The organism is Allobosea minatitlanensis (genome assembly GCF_964020775.1).
The window spans coordinates 617,418-634,072 of the sequence record NZ_OZ224509.1; the positions used below are offsets into that span (position 1 = coordinate 617,418).

Here is a 16,655-nt window from a genome sequence, read left to right on the forward strand (position 1 = left end):
CAAAGGATCGCAGCCATGTCCCGTACCCACCTGACTTTCGGCCTGATGCTCCAGGGCGGCGGCAGCCACATGAACGCCTGGCGCCATCCGAGCAACCCGCCCGACGCCAGCGTCAATCTCGACTTCTTCATCCGCAACGCCCGCAAGGCGGAGGAGAACGGCATCGCCTTCGCCTTCGTCGCCGACGGGCTCTACATCAACGAGAAGTCGATCCCGCATTTCCTCAACCGCTTCGAGCCGCTGACCATCCTCTCGGCGCTGGCGGTGGCGACGCGGAAGCTCGGCCTCGTCGGCACGGTCTCGACCTCCTACAGCGACCCCTACACCATCGCCCGTCAGTTCGCCTCGCTCGACCTGATCAGCGGCGGCCGAGCGGGCTGGAACGCGGTCACCTCGCCGCTGGAGGGCTCGGGGCGCAATTACGGCCGCCCGCATCCCGAGCATTCCCTGCGCTACGAGATCGCGCATGAATATCTCGACGTCGCCAAGGGGCTGTGGGATTCCTGGGACGACGACGCCTTCCTCCGCGACCGCGAGACGGGCCGCTTCTTCGACCGCGAGAAGCTGCACAGGCTCGATCACAAGGGGCGCTTCTTCCAGGTCGAGGGGCCGCTCAACATCCAGCGCTCGCCGCAGGGCCAGCCGCTGATCTTCCAGGCCGGCGCCTCCGAGGCCGGCATCGGCCTCGCCGGCAAGCATGCCGATGCCGTCTTCGCCAACCATGTCCCGCTGGAGGAGGCGCAGGCCTTCTACCGCGCCATCAAGACCAGCGCCGTCGCCCATGGCCGCCTGGCCGACGAGGTCAAGCTCTTCCCCGGCGCCGGCCCCATCGTCGGACGCACGGCGGCCGAGGCGGAGGAGAAGTACCGCGCCATCCGCGAGCTGGTCTCGATCGAGGACGCGCTGGCCTATCTCGGCCGCTTCTTCGACCATCACGACTTCAGCGCCTATCCGCTCGACGCGCCGTTTCCGGAGCTCGGCGACATCGGCAAGAACAGCTTCCGCTCGACGACCGACCGGATCAAGCGCAACGCCGCGCTGAAGGGTCAGACCCTGCGCGAGGCGGCGCTGGAGGCGGCGACGCCGCGCACCGAGCTGATCGGCTCGGCCGAGGAGGTCGCCGACCGGCTGATCGAGCGCGTCGAGAAGCAGGCGGCCGACGGCTTCGTGCTCGGCTTCCCGGTGATCGGGCAGGGGCTCGACGATTTCGTCGAGCTGGTCATTCCGGTGCTGGAGGCGCGCGGCGTCTACGACCGCACCCTGCCGGGGGCGACCCTGCGCGACCATCTCGGGCTGCCGCGGCGCGAGAGCCGCTATGCCGCTGCCACGGATAAGGCTCCGGTCCGGCGGGCCGGCTGAGCCGCCGCGAAGCCCGCTCCAGAGATCGAAAGGCTCGCGATCATGGCCGATAGGTTCTTCTACACCACCCCGCTGCACCCGCTGGCCCAGCCGCTGGTCGAGCAGCTCACCTGGGAATACGCCACCCGCTACGGCAGCTATTTCGGCGAGCCCCCGGGCGCCGAGATGAGCCGCTATCCGGCCGAGCTCTTCGCGCCGCCGGACGGCAACTTCGTCCTGCTGCTGCGCGACGGGCGGGCCATCGCGGGCGGCGCCTTCAAGCGCTACGACGCGCGCACGGCCGAGCTGAAGCGCGTCTGGACCGATGCCGGCTTCCGCCGCCAGGGCCTGGCCCGGCGCATCGTCGCGGAGCTGGAGGCGCAGGCCCTGCGCCAGGGCTACGGCAAGATCTACCTGACCACGGGCTTCCGGCAGCCGGAAGCCAAGGCGCTCTATCTGGAGACCGGCTACCGGCCGCTCTTCGATGTCGCGGTCGACCCGGAGACCTACGGCAAGCTGCCCTTCGAGAAGGAGCTGTCGCAGGTGCCGGCCGTGCTGCCCCGGCCGCCGGATCCCCGCTCCTCGCTCAGCGCCGCCTGACGGCCCGCCTCCTCCTTCTTCCGAACCCAGAGTCCGCCATGACCCTCGCCAGCGATTTCGCGGGCCTGCCCGCGCATACCCAGAACCCGGCCCCGAACCGCGATTTCAGCCGATATCGGATCGTGCCCGCCCGCTATCCCGGGCGGATCATCGGCACGATCTTCGCCGGGATCGTGATCTTCGCGATCCTGAATTCGGTGCTGTCCAATCCGCGCTGGGGCTGGGACGTCTTCGCCGAGTGGTTCTTCGCCGAGCCGGTGCTGGCGGGGCTGGGGCGCACGCTGCTGCTGACGCTGCTGGGCACGGTGCTGGGCTTCCTGCTCGGCACGCTGCTGGCGCTGGCGCGGGTCTCCGGCTCGCCGCTGCTCGCCTCGCTGTCCTGGGGCTATGTCTGGCTGTTCCGCTCGATCCCGCTGATCGTGCTGCTGCTGATCCTGAACAATCTCGGCTATCTCTACAGCACGATCTGGCTCGGGGTTCCGTTCACCGGGATCAGCTTCGGCTCCTGGCAGACGACGCAGCTCATCACGCCGTTCTACGCCGCCGTGCTGGGCCTGACACTCAACGCCGCCGCCTTCTCCTCGGAAATCGTGCGCGGCGGCATCCTCGCGGTCGACCAGGGCCAGCACGAGGCGGCGGCCGCGCTCGGCCTGCCGAAGCGCCGGCAGGTCTCCCGCATCGTGCTGCCGCAGGCGATGCGCTCGATCCTGCCGACCGCCTTCAACGAGATCATCAGCCTCGCCAAGGGCACCAGCCAGGTCTACATCCTGGCGCTGCCGGAGCTGTTCTACACGATCCAGGTGATCTACCGGCGCAATCTCGAGGTGATCCCGCTGCTGATGGTGGCGACGGTCTGGTACCTCGTCATCCTCAGCGTGCTCTCCTTCTTCCAGCGTCATATCGAGCGCCACTACGCCCGCGGCGCGCTGCGCAACCCGCCGCCCTCGGTCATCGACGGCGCCCTGCGCTGGCTCGGCCGCGGCCGAACCGCCACGGCCGCCGCCGCCGGCCCGGAGCCCGCGGCCAGCATCCCGGCGCCGGCCGCGGCGCGGCAGCAGGCGGCCTCCCTCGCGACGCTCTCGCCGCGCCGCGGCGGCGAGATCCGCATCAGCCATGTCTCGAAGAGCTACGGCACGCTCAAGGTGCTCGACGATGTCAGCCTGGCGCTGCGCCCCGGCAGCGTCACCGCGATCATCGGCCAGTCCGGCTCGGGCAAGTCGACGCTGCTGCGCTCGATCAACCATCTGGAGCGGGTCGACGAGGGCTTCATCGCCATCGACGGCGAGCTGATCGGCTACCGCCAGGAGGGCGAGACGCTCTACGAGCTCAAGGAGAAGGACATCCTGAAGCGCCGCGTCGACGTCGGCATGGTCTTCCAGAACTTCAACCTCTTCCCGCATCTGACCGCGATCGAGAACATCGTCGAGGCGCCGGTGGCGGTGCGCGGGCTCTCCCGCGAGCAGGCCCTGGCCGAGGCCCGCGAACTGCTCGCCCGCGTCGGCCTGGCCGACAAGGCCGGCGCCTATCCGCGCCAGCTCTCTGGCGGCCAGCAGCAGCGCGTCGCCATCGCCCGCGCGCTCGCCCTCAAGCCCAAGGTCCTGCTCTTCGACGAGCCGACCTCGGCGCTCGATCCCGAGCTCGTCGGCGAGGTGCTCGACGTCATCAAGGAGCTCGCCCGCTCCGGCACGACGCTGGTGATCGTCACCCACGAGATCGGCTTCGCCCGCGAGGTCGCCGACCAGGTCGTCTTCATGGAAGCCGGCCGCATCCTCGAGACCGGCGCGCCGGCCAAGGTGCTGGGCGAGCCCGACCATCCCCGCACCCGCGAATTCCTCGCCAAGGTGCTCTGATCCTCCCTCGGACAAGGACCACGACCATGCTGACCAGACGCAGTTCGCTCGCTCTTCTCGCCGGCGGCGCCGCCTCGGCGCTGATCCCCGCCGGCGCCTTCGCCCAGCAGGGCGTCGACCTCTCGCCGGAGCAGCCCGGCCGGCCCCGGGCCGAGCGCGACGAGGAGGCGATCCGGCTCATCGCCAAGGACGCCAAATTCGCCAGGGACGGCGTCTTCACCGTCGCCAACAACACCGGGCGCTTTCCCTTCAGCGGCTATGCCAGCGACACCAAGACCGTGATCGGCGCGGAAGCCGAGATCGGCCAGCTCGTCGCCGACGCGCTCGGCCGCAAGCTCGAGATCGTGCCGACCGCCTGGGCCGACTGGCCGCTCGGCGTCGTCTCCGGCAAGTTCGACGCGGTGATCTCCAACGTCACCGTCACCGAGCAGCGCAAGGAGAAGTTCGACTTCTCGACCTATCGCAAGGACCTGCTCGGCTTCTATGTCAGGAAGGACAACGAGATCACCATCCGCGACCCGCGCGACGTGGCCGGGCTCAAGGTCATCGTCTCCTCCGGCACCAACCAGGAGCAGATCCTGCTCCGCTGGAACGAGGCCAACGTCAAGGCCGGGCTGAAGCCGGTCGAGATCCAGTATTACGACGACGACGTGGTGCTCTATCTGGCGCTCGAATCCGGCCGCGCCGACGCCTATCTCGGCCCCAACGCCCTGCTGAGCTTCAAGGCGGCGCAGGAGGGCAAGACCCGGCTCGCCGGCAATTTCAGCGGCGGCTGGCCGGTGCTGGCCGAGATCGCGGTGACGACCCGCAAGGGCGCGGGCCTGGCCGACGCGATCACCCATGCGATCAACACCCAGATCCGCAACGGCAACTACGCCAAGGTGCTCGCGCGCTGGAACCTCACCGCCGAGGCGATCCCGGAATCGCGCACCAACCCGCCCGGCCTGCCCAAGGCCTGAGGCCCGGCCGGCGCACCCATCGTTTCCTCAGGACTGGAGCTTACCATGATCTCGCGACGCAGCCTGCTGTCGCTCCTCGCCGGCACCATCGCCGGGGCCGGGCTCGGCCCCGGCCTGGCGCAGGAGGCGCCTTTCGACCTCGGGCCGGAACAGCCCGGCCGCATCCGGGCGGAGAAGGATGCCGCCGCGATCGCGCGCATCCCGAAGGATTACCGCTTCGCCGAGCCTGGCGCCTTCATCGTCGGCATCAGCCCCGGCGGGCCGCCGCTGGCGACCTATGCCACCGACGCCAGGACGGTGATCGGGGCCGACCCCGATCTCGCCCAGCTCGTGGCCGACAGCCTCGGGCTCACGCTCAAGCTGGTGCCGGTGGCCTGGGCGGACTGGCCGCTCGGCCTCAGCTCCGGCAAATACGACGCCGTCATCTCCAATGTCGGCGTCACCGAGCAGCGCAAGGAGAAGTTCGACTTCTCGACCTACCGCCAGGGGCTGCACGGCTTCTTCGTCAAGGCGGACAGCAGGATCGCCGCGATCCGGGAACCGAAGGACGCGGCCGGGCTCACCATCGCGGTCGGCGGCGGCACCAACCAGGAGCGCATCCTGGTCGAATGGAGCAAGCAGAACGTCGCGGCGGGGCTGAAGCCGATCGAGCTGCAGCTCTTCGACGACGAGGCGGCGCGCCTGGTCTCGCTGCGCTCGGGCCGTTCCAACGTGATCGTCCAGCCGCATGCCCAGCTCGTCTTCGTCGCCGCCCGCGACAAGGACATCAAGCGGATCGGGACGCTCAGCGCCGGCTGGCCGCTCAAATCCGACGTGGCCATCGCCACCCGCAAGGGCAGCGGCCTGGTCGACGCGCTGACGCTGGCGCTCAACGACCTGATCGACAACGGCAAGTACCGGCAGGCGCTCGCCCGCTGGGCGCTGGAGGAGGAGGCGCTGCCGCGCTCCGAGACCAATCCGCCCGGCCTGCCGAAGTTCTGACCGCCATGAGCCAGCTTTCGATCCGCAACATCGCCTTCCTGACGCCGGGCAATTACGACGACGCCGATCCGCGCACCGGCCTGGAGGAGACGCTCGCGCTGTTCGCTTATGGCGAGGAACTCGGCTTCGACGGCGCCTGGGTGCGCCAGCGCCATCTCGAGCCGGGCGTCTCCTCGGCGGCGACCTTCCTCGCCGCCGCGACCCAGCGCACGCGCCGCATCGGGCTCGGCAGCGCCGTCATCCAGATGGGCTACGAGAACCCGTTCCGGCTGGCCGAGGACCTCTCGCTGGTCGACGTGCTCTCCGGCGGGCGGCTGAACATCGGCTTGAGCGCCGGGCCGCCGCCCTTCGGCAAGCTCCTGGGCGAGCGCTTCTTCGACGGCGACCCGGCCGCGATCGACTTCTCGCATGCCCGCCTCGCCCGGCTGGCGGCGAATATCGACGGCAACTGGGTCGGGGAGCCGGAAACGCGCATCTCCTCCGCCGCCGGCGAGCACCGGCCCCGCCCGCGCCCGCATGCGCCCGGCCTGCGCCAGCGGCTGTGGTATGGCGGCGGCTCGCTGCGCTCGGTGCGCTGGGCGGCGGAGAACGGCTTCCACCTGCTCGTCGGCAACATCAACACCGCCGAGGAGACGGAGGATTTCCTCAGGACGCAGCAGCGCCATGTCGAGAGCTTCCGCGCGCAGTGGCGCGGGCCGGGCGAGCCGCGTATCGCCGTCGGCCGGGTGATCGTGCCCCTCGACGGAGCCGATGCGGCGACGCGGCAGCGCTACCGCGACTATGCCGCGAGCCGGCATGCGCGCACCCTCGCGCCGCAGGGCGAGCGGCGGACCCTGTTCGCGCCGGATATCGTGGGCACGGCGGAGGAGATCGTCGCGCGCCTGCAGGCCGACCCGGTGCTGCGTCTGGTGGACACGCTGCGGCTGGAGCTGCCCTATAATTTCAGCGCCGCGGACTACCGGCAGATCCTCGGGGATTTCGCCGGGCTGATCGCGCCGCGGCTCGGCTGGCGGGCGCGGGACGCCGCGGCGGAGGCCGCTTCCGGCGTCGCCCTCGACGAAGAGAAGCGCCAAGCCGTCGCCTGACGCTTCCATCGTCCTTTCACAGCGTCGCGCGGGCCGGAGCCGGTCCGCGCGACGTTTCGTTCGCGGCCGCGCTCAGCCGATCAGGGGCAGCAGCTTGTCGACCGAGGCCTTGGCGTCGCCGTAGAACATCCGCGTGTTCTCCTTGTAGAAGAGCGGGTTCTCGATGCCGGAATAGCCCGTGCCCTGGCCGCGCTTGGAGACGAAGACCTGCTTGGCCTTCCAGACCTCGAGCACCGGCATGCCGGCGATCGGGGAGTTGGGGTCCTCCTGCGCCGCCGGATTGACGATGTCGTTCGAGCCGATGACGATCACGACGTCCGTATTCGGGAAGTCGTCGTTGATCTCGTCCATCTCCAGCACGATGTCGTAGGGCACCTTCGCCTCGGCGAGCAGCACGTTCATGTGGCCCGGCAGGCGGCCGGCGACCGGGTGGATGGCGAAGCGCACCTCCTTGCCGGCGGCGCGCAGCTTGCGGGTCAGCTCCGAGACCGATTGCTGGGCCTGCGCCACCGCCATGCCGTAGCCGGGCACGATGATGATGCTGTCGGCCTCGTTCAGCGCGGCGGCGACGCCGTCGACGTCGATGGCGATCTGCTCGCCCTCGATCGCCTGGGCCGGGCCGGTGGTGTTGCCGAAGCCGCCGAGGATGACCGAGACGAAGGAGCGGTTCATCGCCTTGCACATGATGTAGGACAGGATCGCGCCCGAGGAGCCGACCAGCGCGCCGACGACGATCAGCAGGTCGTTGCCGAGCGTGAAGCCGATGGCGGCGGCCGCCCAGCCCGAATAGCTGTTCAGCATCGAGACCACGACCGGCATGTCGGCGCCGCCGATGCCCATGATCAGGTGGTAGCCGATGAAGAAGGCGAGCAGCGTCATCAGCAGGAGCGCCCAGATGCCGGCGCCCTTCACATAGAGGATCAGCAGCAGCAGCGAGAGGATGGCCGCGCCCGCATTGAGAAGATGGCCGCCGGTCAGCTTCTTCGCCTTGCCGTCGACCTTGCCGGCGAGCTTGCCGAAGGCGATGACCGAGCCGGTGAAGGTGACCGCGCCGATGAAGACGCCGAGGAAGACCTCGACCTTGAGGATCGAGATCTCGACCCCGGTCTTGTGGGCGAGCACGGCGGCGAAGCCGGTCAGCGCCTCGCGCGCCGCCGGATCGAGCGCCTGGACCGCTCCCAGCTCAAGATGCGCGTTGTAGCCGATGAAGACCGCCGCGAGGCCGACGAAGGAGTGCAGCGCCGCGACGAGCTGCGGCATCTCGGTCATCTGCACCTTCATCGCCACCTGCCAGCCGATGGCGGCCGCGATGGCGAACATGACGATGACGAGCCAGAGCTTGCCGCTGCCCGGGCCGAAGACCGTCGCCAGCATGGCGAGCGCCATGCCGACGATGCCGTACCAGACCGCGCGCTTGGCGCTCTCCTGGTTCGACAGGCCGCCGAGGGACAAAATGAACAGGATGGCGGCGGAGATATAGGCCGCGGAAACGATACCGATGCTCACGTCCGAGCCCCCCTCAGGACTTCTGGAACATGGCGAGCATCCGGCGCGTGACCAGGAAGCCGCCAACGATGTTGATCGATGCGATCAGCACCGAGATCATCGCCAGGATGGTGACGAGCCAGCCGGAAGAGCCGATCTGCAGCAGCGCGCCCAGCACGATGATGCCGGAGATCGCGTTGGTGACGGCCATCAGCGGCGTGTGCAGCGCGTGCGACACGTTCCAGATCACCTGGAAGCCGACGAAGCAGGCGAGCGCGAAGACGATGAAGTGGCTCATGAAGCTCGCCGGCGCATAGGCACCGACGATCAGCATCACCACCGTGCCGACGGTGAGCAGGGTGAGCTGCGAGCGGGTCTGCTCGCGGAAGGCGGCGGCCTCCTGCGCCCGCTTCTCCTCCGGCGTCAGCTCTTTCGCCTTCTCCTTCGGCTTCTGCGCCGCGATCGCGGCGACCTTCGGCGGCGGCGGCGGGAAGGTGACGGCGCCCTCATAGGTCACCGTCGCCCCGCGGATGACGTCGTCCTCCATGTTGTGGACGAGCTTGCCGTCCTTGCCCGGCGTCAGATCCGTCATCATGTGGCGGATATTGGTGGCGTAGAGCGTCGAGGACTGGGACGCCATCCGGCTCGGGAAGTCGGTGTAGCCGACGATGGTGACGCCGTTGGGGGTGACGATCTTCTGGTCGGCCTTGGTCAATTCGCAATTGCCGCCGCGCTCGGCGGCGAGGTCGACGATGACCGAGCCCGGCTTCATCGCCTCGACCATGTCCTTCGTCCACAGCACCGGGGCGTCGCGGCCCGGGATCAGCGCCGTGGTGATGACGATGTCCATCTCCGGGGCGAGCTCGCGGAACTTCTTGAGCTGCGCCTCGCGGAATTCGGGGCTCGACGGGGCGGCATAGCCGCCGGTGGTGGCGCCGTCCTGCTGCTGGCCCTTGAAGTCGAGGAAGACGAACTGGGCGCCCATCGATTCGATCTGCTCGGAGACTTCCGGGCGCACGTCGAAGGCGTAGGTGACGGCGCCGAGCGCGGTCGCCGTGCCGATCGCGGCGAGGCCGGCGACGCCGGCGCCCACCACCAGCACCTTGGCCGGCGGCACCTTGCCCGCCGCCGTGATCTGGCCGGTGAAGAAGCGGCCGAAATTGTTGCCGGCCTCGATCACCGCGCGGTAGCCGGCGATGTTCGCCATCGAGGAGAGGGCGTCCATCTTCTGGGCGCGCGAGATGCGCGGCACCATGTCCATGGCGATGACATTGGCGCCCTTGTCCCTGCAGAGCTCCAGGAGTTCCTTGTTCTGCGCCGGATAGAAGAAGGAGATCAGCGTCTTGCCGGCTTTCAGCCGCTCGGCTTCCGCCGTCTCGGGCGGGCGCACCTTGGCGACGACGTCAGCCTCGTCCCAGAGCGCGGCGGCGGTCTCGACCACTGTGACGCCGGCGGCGCGATAGGCGTCGTCGCTGAAGCCGGCCGCGATGCCCGCGCCGGTCTCGATCAGGCAGTCATAGCCCAGTTTCTGAAGCTGCACGGCGCTGTCGGGCGTCATCGCCACCCGCGCCTCGCCCGCCAGCACTTCCTTCGGTGATCCGATCCTCACGGTACCCCCTATCCACTCCGCATCCGCCGTCGCGGCGCGCACCTGCCCGTCTTCCCGCCCCCGGCGCCGCTCCCACGGTCGCCGGCTCGCAGCCGGAAGGCTCAATCCGATGATCGCGACACCGGGCGCGCAAGCCAGCCTGCGCGTCGCGGCTTCCGCCGATGACCGCTATTGCCTCTACATGCCACGAGGGAAAATATCGATTCCCTTTTGCAGGCCGGGCGGGCTCTTTCGGCCGGGTGTGGGGCGATCGCAACCGTCGTCCCCGGGGCCCGGTCGGGCGCGGTCGCGGAGCTGCCCGGCGCAGGCGTCCTCCGGCAACGCCGGGGAAGCTACAAAAAATGTAGCAATCTCTTAATTTTGCAGTATCGGTGCCGGTCCCTCCATTCGAATCTCTTCTGAAAACAATATCTTAATGCGTGGCATGGCACTTGCTGAAGGGCGCCGCGTAACGGAGCTTCAGCACGGATGCAGTGGCAGGCCATCGTCGATTTCGACGGCACCATCTCCCTGGAAGACACGACGGACCGGATTCTCGGCCGCTTCGCCGCGCCGGGCTGGGAGGAGATCGAGGCCGAATGGGTGGCGGGGCGCATCGGTTCGCGCGATTGCATGCAGCGGCAGATCGACCTGCTGCGGGTCTCGCCCGACGTGCTCGACACCTTCGTCGACAGCTTCGAGATCGACTGGGGCTTCGCCTTCTTCGTGCGGGTCTGCCAGCGCCATGGCATTCCGGTGACGGTGGTGTCCGACGGGCTCGACCGCACGATTCACGCGGTGCTCCGCCGGACCGGGCTCGCCGGCCTGCCGGTCATCGCCAACCATCTCGAATCCGTCGGGGGCGACCGCTGGCGACTGACCTCTCCGCATGCGGCGCGGGACGGAAGCTGCGTCAGCGGCACCTGCAAATGCGACGTGGCGCGCGGCTTCGGCCGGCTGGCGACCATCCTCGTCGGCGACGGCCGCTCGGATTTCTGCCTGGCCGAGCGGGCCGACCGGGTCTTCGCCAAGAGCGGGCTGATCGGGCATTGCCGCGCGAACGGTATCGAACACCACCCCTTTTCCCAGCTCGCGGATGCGGCTCGTCTCCTGGACGAAATGCTGACCGGCGCCAGGCCGGCCGTCGCGGGCCACCACGCCAAGGACATGATCGATGGATGACGGATTCCCCCAGCTCGACCGCGACCCGGCCGCTTCCGCCGCGGCGAACGCGGCCGGGCTCGCCGCCGAGGAGGCCCGCCTGCTCGCGCTGGAAGCCGAGTACTGCTCGCATGGCGACACGGTGCACTACACGCAGTTCCCGAAGATCTTCTCGGGCTGCGAGGGCTCCTTCATGCTCGACGCGGCCGGCAACCGCTTCCTCGACCTGCAGATGTGGTATTCGGCGGTCAATTTCGGCTACGCCAATCCGCGCCTCAACACCGCGCTGAAGCGCCAGATCGATACGCTGCCGCAGGTCGCCAGCCAGTATCTCCACCGCGAGAAGATCGAACTCGCGGCGATGATCGCCAAGGATGCCGAGCGCAAGTTCGGCGCCAAGGGCCGGGTCCACTTCAATGTCGGCGGCGCCCAGGCGGTCGAGGATTCGCTCAAGCTCGTGCGCAACGCCAAGGGCGGCAAGAGCCTGATGTTCGCCTTCGAGGGCGGCTATCACGGCCGCACGCTCGGCGCCTCGGCGATCACCTCCTCCTACCGTTATCGCCGCCGCTTCGGCCATTTCGGCGAGCGCGCCCATTTCATCCCCTTCCCCTATCATTTCCGGGGTCCCAAGGGCATGAGCAAGGAGGAGTATGGCGAGCACTGCGTCGCGCAGTTCGCCCGCCTGTTCGAGAGCGAATACAACGGCGTCTGGGACCCGAAGGTCGGCGAGGCGGAATACGCCGCCTTCTATGTCGAGCCCTTGCAGGGCACGGGCGGCTACGTCATCCCGCCGCCGAACTTCTTCACCGGGCTGAAGAAGGTGCTCGACGAGCACGGCATCCTGCTCGTCGTCGACGAGATCCAGATGGGCTTCTACCGGACCGGCAAGCTCTGGTCGATCGAGCATTTCGGCGTGCAGCCGGACGTGATCGTCTTCGGCAAGGCGGTGACCAACGGGCTCAACCCGCTCTCCGGCATCTGGGCCAAGGAGGCGCTGATCAACCCCACCGTCTTCCCGCCGGGCTCCACGCATTCGACCTTCAACGCCAACCCGCTCGGCACCGCCGTCGCGCTGGAGGCGATGAAGATGATGGCGGAGGAGGATTACGAATCCATGGTCATGGCCAAGGGCGCGCATTTCCTCGAAGGGCTGCAGGAGCTGAAGCGCCGCCACAAGATCGTCGGCGAGGTCGACGGGCTCGGCATGGCGCTGCGCATCGAGATCTGCGAGCCGCATGACAGCTATACGCCATCGAAGCGGCTGGTCGACCTGATGTGCGACGAGGGTATGAAGGCGGATCTCGAAGTGGCCGGCAGGCGCTACGGGCTCGTGCTCGACATCGGCGGCTACTACAAGAACGTCATCACGCTGGCGCCGGCGCTGACCATGAGCCATGCCGAGATCGATCTGGCGATCGCGCTGCTCGACCAGCTCTTCGCCCGCGTCGCCAGCGCCTGAGCCGGTTGGAGACGGGCATTTGCGCCTGAAGGTGATCGATCTCGACGGGAGCGTCGCCGGCCAGGAGCCGCTGCGGCGCCGCATCGATGCCGGCGAAGCGGCGCGCATCGATGCGGCGGACCTCGCGGCGCGCCTGCGCATCGTGGCGAGCCGCGATGCGAGCGCGCGCCTTCTGCGGCGATTGGCCGAGGGGCCGGACGAGGGGGCGGGACCGCCGGTCCATTTCTACGGCTCGGGCGACTTCCATCACCTCACCGCGCTGCTGCTGCGCGGCGTCGCCGAGCCGGTGACGGTCGTGCATTTCGACAACCATCCGGACTGGGTCCGCTTTCCGGCGACGGTGAATTGCGGCGCCTGGGTCAACCGGGCGCTGGAACTGCCGCAGGTCCGCAAGGTCGTCACCATCGGGCCGTGCAGCGGCGACCTGGTGCGGCCGGAATGGCAGTTCGCCAATCTCAGGGCGGTCGAGGCGGAGCGGATCGCGCTCTTCCCCTGGCGGCACGCGCCGTCGCGCGTCTGGGGGCGCTACGGCAGGGCCAGCAGCTTCCGCCAGGAGGGCAGCCATCTGCACTGGCGCAACCTGGCGGAGGAGGACTGGGCCGGCTTCCTCGACGATCTGCTGCCGGCGATCCCGACCGACGCCGTCTGGCTGACGATCGACAAGGACGTGCTCGGCCGCGGCGAGGCCGTCACCAACTGGGACCAGGGGGAGCTCAGCCTCGCCCATCTCCTCGCGGCGATCGAGCGTCTGGCGGCGGGGCGGCGCATCCTCGGCGTCGATGTCTGCGGCGACTGGTCCGAACCCCGCTTCTCCGATCCCTTCCGGGCGACGCTCGCCTATTTCGACCATCCGCCGCTGCTGCGGCCCTCGCAGGCGGAGCTCGCCGTCAATGCGCGGGCGAACGCGGCGCTGATCGACTGTTTCGCGCGGGTGCTGCCGTGACCCTGACCATCGTCTTCTGGTTCGTGCTCTCGATCGTCTGCGACGTCGTCGGGCAGCTTTGCCTCAAGCTCGGCGCGGACAAGCTGCCGGCGAGCGGCAGCCTCCGCGAGATGAGCGTCGCGCTCGGTCGCTCGGGCTGGGCGCTCGCCGGCGTGCTGACCTATGTCGCCGAGTTCTTCATCTGGCTGCGGATCCTCGCCGAGGTCCCGCTCTCGATCGCCTTTCCCATCGCCAGCCTGAATTTCCTTGCCATCACCTTCGCCAGCTCCATCCTGCTCGGCGAGCGGGTCGGCACGCGGCAATGGCTCGGCGCCTGCCTCATCACCTGCGGCGTGGTCATCGTCGCCCGCACAGCCTGACGGATCGAGACGTGACGATGCGCGACTTCAGCCTCCGCTATGCCGGCGACCGCACCGGCTTCCTGCTGATCCACGGGCTCGGCGGCACGCCGACCGAAATGCGGCTGGTGGCGCGCGCGCTGCACCGGGCCGGCCATACGGTCCACTGCCCGCAACTGGCCGGGCATTGCGCGGGCGAGAGCGAATTGCTGGCGACGAGCTGGCGGGACTGGGCCCGCAGCGTCACCGACGAACTGGAGCGCATGCGCAGCCTCTGCGACACCGTGATCGTCGGGGGGCTGTCGATGGGGGCGGTGATGGCGATGCATGTCGCCGCGGTGCGGCCCGACGCGGTGAGCGGCCTCGCCCTCTACGCGCCGACGCTGTGGTATGACGGCTGGTCGATCCCGCGCTACGCCTTCCTGCTGAAATGGCTGATCAACACCCCGTTCGGCCGGCGCTACAGCTTCGTCGAGCGCGAGCCCTACGGGGTCAAGGACCTGCGGACCCGCTCGATGATCACGGCCGCGATCACGCGCGGCGACAGCGCCGAGGCCGGCTTGCTCGGCACGCCCTCGGGCGCGCTCAAGCAGATGTGGGAGCTGATCGACCAGACCCGGCGCGAGATGCCGGCGATCAAGTGTCCGGCGCTGCTGGTGCATGCCCGCGAGGACGACGTCGCCAGCCTCTCCAATGCTTTTGAGATCCAGCGGCGGCTGGGCGGGCTCGTCGACGCGGTCATCCTCGACGACAGCTACCATCTCGTGACCATCGACCAGCAGCGCGAGATCGTGGTCGAGCGCTCGCTCGCCCTGGCGTCGCGGCTGGCCAGGGCGCATCTGCCGGAGCTGGAGCCGGGGCTGCGCGTCGTGGCGGCCGAATGAATGCGCTGAGCGCCAGAACGGTCGACAGCGTCGCCGCGGTCGAGGCCGCGGCCTGGGATGCGTGCCTGCCGGGCGAGGCGGAATGCCACGCCTATTACAGCGCCTGCGAGGCGGCCGCTTCCGCCTCCGGTGTCGGGCTGCGCATGGCCGCGGCCATCGTCGAGCAGCGCGGCCGGGTCGTCGCGGTAGCGCCGCTGTTCAGGCTGAGCTACCGGCTCGACACCCCGTTGCAGGGCCGGCTGCGCGGCCTCGGGGAGGCGCTGTTCCGCCGCCTTCCCGGCCTGCTGACGCTGAAGGCGCTCTGCGTCGGCTCGCCCTATGCCGAGCGCTGCCATCTCGGCTTCTCGCCCGGCCTCGATGCGGCCGGGCGCGCCGAGGCGCTGGGGCTGCTGATCGGAACCCTGCAGCGGCAGGCCGCGGCCGAAGGCGCCCAGCTCGTCGTCTGGAAGGATCTCGCTCCGGCCCAGGAGCAGGAGGCCGCCGGGCCGCTGGCGCAGGCCGGCTTCGCCCGCCTCGCCAGCCTGCCGGTCGCGGTGCTCGACCTGCCGTTCCGGGACGAGGCGGGCTATCTCGCCTCGCTGTCGGCGGCCACCCGCAAGGACATCCGGCGCAAGCTCGCCAAGGCCGGGGCGGTCCGCATCGAGTTCCGCAGCGACATCGCCGGGCTGGAGGCGCAGATCGACGCGCTCTACGAATCGACCCGGGCGCGCAGCGGTCTCGACTATGGCGATCTCGAAGTGCTGCCGCCCGGCTATTTCGCCGCCGTCGCGCGGGCGCTCGGAGACCGCGCGGTGTTCGCGCTCTACTGGATCGGCCCCGAGCTCGCGGCCTTCAACCTGCTGCTGCTCGAGGCCGACCGCGTCGTCGACAAGTTTCTCGGCATGCGCTACCCGCTCGCCCGCGAGCACAACCTCTATGTGGTGAGCTGGATGGCGAATATCCGCTTCTGCATGGCGCGCGGCATCGGCCTGTTCCAGAGCGGCCAGACGGCCTATGCGTCGAAGCTGCGCTTCGGCAGCAGGCTGGTTCCCTCCGCGATCCATGTCCGGCACCGCAGCCGCCCCCTGCAATGGGCGCTGCGGCGCGCGAGCCCCTGGCTCGGCTTCGACCGCTTCGACCCCGATCTGGCCGCGGGGGCCGGAAGGAAGGCCGCATGAGCGCCATGACATCCGAAGAGCCGGTCTCGCGCTGGCGCCAGCTCCTGGTCTGGCTCGCCTTCATCGCGCTCGACACGGGGACGCAGATCGCCTTCAAATGGGGGGCCGACGGCCTCGGCGACATGGATTTCGGCCTCGACATGCTGGCGCGCTCGGTCACGCTGCCGGGCGTCTGGTTCGCGATCATCGGCTATCTCGGGACCTTCGTGGTCTGGATGGCGATCCTGCGCGACATGCCGCTGAGCCGCGCCTTCCCGATGACCGGGCTGGTCTATGTCACGGTGCCGCTGCTCGCCTGGGCTACCTTCGGCGAGCAGATCGACCTGCTGCGCGCCGGCGGCATCGCCCTGATCATCGTCGGCGTCATCCTGCTGGGTTCGGAGCATGAAGATGAACAGTCCTAGGATGCGGATGGCGGCGCTGCTGGCGCTGCTGGCCGGCGGACTGCCGCTGCCGGCGCTGGCCGACCCGATGGCCGAGATCGTCGGCCGCTGGCGCGATTCGGACGGGGAATCGGAGATCGCCATCGCGCGCTGCGGCGCGGCGCTGTGCGGGCGTGTGGTCTGGCTGAAGCAGCCGCGCTTCGACCGCTTCAACCCGGACCCGAAGCTGCGGGCGCGCTCGCTGCTCGGCCTGCAGGTGCTGAGCGGCTTCAGGCCCGACGGGGCGAGCCTTCTGGCGGGGGAGGGCTACAATCCCGCCGACGGCAAGACCTATCGCACCACGCTGGAGCTGGCCGCGCCGGATTCGCTGGTCGTGCGCGGCTGCGTTCTCGGCGGGCTGATCTGCGACGACGACACCTGGACGAGGCGCTAGTGGGACGGGCC

The 16,655-nt window shown here is 69.3% G+C and carries 16 protein-coding genes; 14 read left to right on the forward strand and 2 right to left on the reverse strand.

What is annotated here, in order from left to right:
* The first annotated feature begins 15 nt into the window (after nucleotides 1–15).
* Genes ACWH43_RS02850 through ACWH43_RS02875 form a run of 6 tightly spaced genes read left to right on the forward strand, consistent with a single transcriptional unit; the run spans nucleotide 16 to nucleotide 6,813 of the window.
* Nucleotides 16–1,359, forward strand: coding sequence for an LLM class flavin-dependent oxidoreductase (locus ACWH43_RS02850; RefSeq protein WP_158444438.1), 1,344 nt, complete (start codon nucleotides 16–18; stop codon nucleotides 1,357–1,359).
* A gap of 42 nt (nucleotides 1,360–1,401) precedes the next feature.
* Nucleotides 1,402–1,938: a GNAT family N-acetyltransferase gene (locus ACWH43_RS02855; protein ID WP_158444437.1), complete on the forward strand. Its 537-nt coding sequence runs from the start codon at nucleotides 1,402–1,404 to the stop codon at nucleotides 1,936–1,938.
* Nucleotides 1,939–1,976: 38 nt separating this feature from the next.
* Complete coding sequence (locus tag ACWH43_RS02860; protein WP_158444436.1) at nucleotides 1,977–3,788, forward strand: amino acid ABC transporter permease/ATP-binding protein; 1,812 nt, start codon at nucleotides 1,977–1,979, stop codon at nucleotides 3,786–3,788.
* 26 nt (nucleotides 3,789–3,814) lie between these two features.
* Nucleotides 3,815–4,747 carry an ABC transporter substrate-binding protein gene (locus ACWH43_RS02865; RefSeq protein ID WP_158444435.1) on the forward strand — a complete coding sequence of 311 codons (933 nt, stop codon included), beginning with the start codon at nucleotides 3,815–3,817 and terminating at the stop codon, nucleotides 4,745–4,747.
* 45 nt (nucleotides 4,748–4,792) lie between these two features.
* The gene (locus tag ACWH43_RS02870) at nucleotides 4,793–5,728 is read left to right on the forward strand and encodes an ABC transporter substrate-binding protein (RefSeq protein WP_448153399.1); all 936 of its coding nucleotides are present in this window, start codon (nucleotides 4,793–4,795) and stop codon (nucleotides 5,726–5,728) included.
* 5 nt (nucleotides 5,729–5,733) lie between these two features.
* Complete coding sequence (locus ACWH43_RS02875) at nucleotides 5,734–6,813, forward strand: LLM class flavin-dependent oxidoreductase (protein WP_158444433.1); 1,080 nt, start codon at nucleotides 5,734–5,736, stop codon at nucleotides 6,811–6,813.
* Between the two features lie 72 nt (nucleotides 6,814–6,885).
* On the opposite strand, the gene ACWH43_RS02880 is transcribed toward ACWH43_RS02875, so the two are convergent.
* Nucleotides 6,886–8,319, reverse strand: coding sequence for an NAD(P)(+) transhydrogenase (Re/Si-specific) subunit beta (locus tag ACWH43_RS02880; protein WP_158444432.1), 1,434 nt, complete (start codon nucleotides 8,317–8,319; stop codon nucleotides 6,886–6,888).
* Between the two features lie 13 nt (nucleotides 8,320–8,332).
* On the reverse strand, nucleotides 8,333–9,907 hold the full coding sequence (locus ACWH43_RS02885) for a Re/Si-specific NAD(P)(+) transhydrogenase subunit alpha (RefSeq protein WP_158444431.1): 1,575 nt from the start codon (nucleotides 9,905–9,907) through the stop codon (nucleotides 8,333–8,335).
* A gap of 468 nt (nucleotides 9,908–10,375) precedes the next feature.
* Here ACWH43_RS02885 and ACWH43_RS02890 point away from each other — a divergent pair, with 468 nt between their 5' ends.
* Genes ACWH43_RS02890 through ACWH43_RS02925 form a run of 8 tightly spaced genes read left to right on the forward strand, consistent with a single transcriptional unit; the run spans nucleotide 10,376 to nucleotide 16,644 of the window.
* Nucleotides 10,376–11,068, forward strand: coding sequence for an MtnX-like HAD-IB family phosphatase (locus ACWH43_RS02890; RefSeq protein WP_158444430.1), 693 nt, complete (start codon nucleotides 10,376–10,378; stop codon nucleotides 11,066–11,068).
* Complete coding sequence (locus ACWH43_RS02895) at nucleotides 11,061–12,506, forward strand: aspartate aminotransferase family protein (protein ID WP_158444429.1); 1,446 nt, start codon at nucleotides 11,061–11,063, stop codon at nucleotides 12,504–12,506. The genes ACWH43_RS02890 and ACWH43_RS02895 overlap by 8 nt, the downstream gene beginning before the upstream one ends.
* Nucleotides 12,507–12,525: 19 nt before the next feature.
* On the forward strand, nucleotides 12,526–13,449 hold the full coding sequence (locus tag ACWH43_RS02900) for an arginase family protein (protein ID WP_260349493.1): 924 nt from the start codon (nucleotides 12,526–12,528) through the stop codon (nucleotides 13,447–13,449).
* Complete coding sequence (locus ACWH43_RS02905; RefSeq protein ID WP_158444427.1) at nucleotides 13,446–13,808, forward strand: EamA family transporter; 363 nt, start codon at nucleotides 13,446–13,448, stop codon at nucleotides 13,806–13,808. The genes ACWH43_RS02900 and ACWH43_RS02905 overlap by 4 nt, the downstream gene beginning before the upstream one ends.
* A 17-nt stretch (nucleotides 13,809–13,825) precedes the next feature.
* A complete protein-coding gene (locus ACWH43_RS02910; protein WP_260349505.1) occupies nucleotides 13,826–14,671 on the forward strand; it encodes an alpha/beta hydrolase in 846 nt (281 codons plus the stop codon).
* Entirely contained in the window at nucleotides 14,668–15,828 is a 1,161-nt protein-coding gene (locus tag ACWH43_RS02915) for a GNAT family N-acetyltransferase (protein WP_158444425.1), read from the forward strand. The genes ACWH43_RS02910 and ACWH43_RS02915 overlap by 4 nt, the downstream gene beginning before the upstream one ends.
* The gene (locus ACWH43_RS02920) at nucleotides 15,825–16,232 is read left to right on the forward strand and encodes an EamA family transporter (protein ID WP_260349494.1); all 408 of its coding nucleotides are present in this window, start codon (nucleotides 15,825–15,827) and stop codon (nucleotides 16,230–16,232) included. The genes ACWH43_RS02915 and ACWH43_RS02920 overlap by 4 nt, the downstream gene beginning before the upstream one ends.
* Nucleotides 16,219–16,644: a DUF2147 domain-containing protein gene (locus ACWH43_RS02925; RefSeq protein WP_260349496.1), complete on the forward strand. Its 426-nt coding sequence runs from the start codon at nucleotides 16,219–16,221 to the stop codon at nucleotides 16,642–16,644. The genes ACWH43_RS02920 and ACWH43_RS02925 overlap by 14 nt, the downstream gene beginning before the upstream one ends.
* The last annotated feature ends 11 nt before the right edge of the window (nucleotides 16,645–16,655 follow it).

What these genes read in the sequence shown, in the direction of transcription:
- ACWH43_RS02850 (WP_158444438.1), top strand. Translation starts at nt 16, where the DNA reads ATGTCCCGTACCCACCTGACTTTCGGCCTGATGCTCCAGGGCGGCGGC.
- ACWH43_RS02855 (WP_158444437.1), top strand. Translation starts at nt 1,402, where the DNA reads ATGGCCGATAGGTTCTTCTACACCACCCCGCTGCACCCGCTGGCCCAG.
- ACWH43_RS02860 (WP_158444436.1), top strand. Translation starts at nt 1,977, where the DNA reads ATGACCCTCGCCAGCGATTTCGCGGGCCTGCCCGCGCATACCCAGAAC.
- ACWH43_RS02865 (WP_158444435.1), top strand. Translation starts at nt 3,815, where the DNA reads ATGCTGACCAGACGCAGTTCGCTCGCTCTTCTCGCCGGCGGCGCCGCC.
- ACWH43_RS02870 (WP_448153399.1), top strand. Translation starts at nt 4,793, where the DNA reads ATGATCTCGCGACGCAGCCTGCTGTCGCTCCTCGCCGGCACCATCGCC.
- ACWH43_RS02875 (WP_158444433.1), top strand. Translation starts at nt 5,734, where the DNA reads ATGAGCCAGCTTTCGATCCGCAACATCGCCTTCCTGACGCCGGGCAAT.
- ACWH43_RS02890 (WP_158444430.1), top strand. Translation starts at nt 10,376, where the DNA reads ATGCAGTGGCAGGCCATCGTCGATTTCGACGGCACCATCTCCCTGGAA.
- ACWH43_RS02895 (WP_158444429.1), top strand. Translation starts at nt 11,061, where the DNA reads ATGGATGACGGATTCCCCCAGCTCGACCGCGACCCGGCCGCTTCCGCC.
- ACWH43_RS02910 (WP_260349505.1), top strand. Translation starts at nt 13,826, where the DNA reads ATGCGCGACTTCAGCCTCCGCTATGCCGGCGACCGCACCGGCTTCCTG.
- ACWH43_RS02915 (WP_158444425.1), top strand. Translation starts at nt 14,668, where the DNA reads ATGAATGCGCTGAGCGCCAGAACGGTCGACAGCGTCGCCGCGGTCGAG.
- ACWH43_RS02920 (WP_260349494.1), top strand. Translation starts at nt 15,825, where the DNA reads ATGAGCGCCATGACATCCGAAGAGCCGGTCTCGCGCTGGCGCCAGCTC.
- ACWH43_RS02925 (WP_260349496.1), top strand. Translation starts at nt 16,219, where the DNA reads ATGAACAGTCCTAGGATGCGGATGGCGGCGCTGCTGGCGCTGCTGGCC.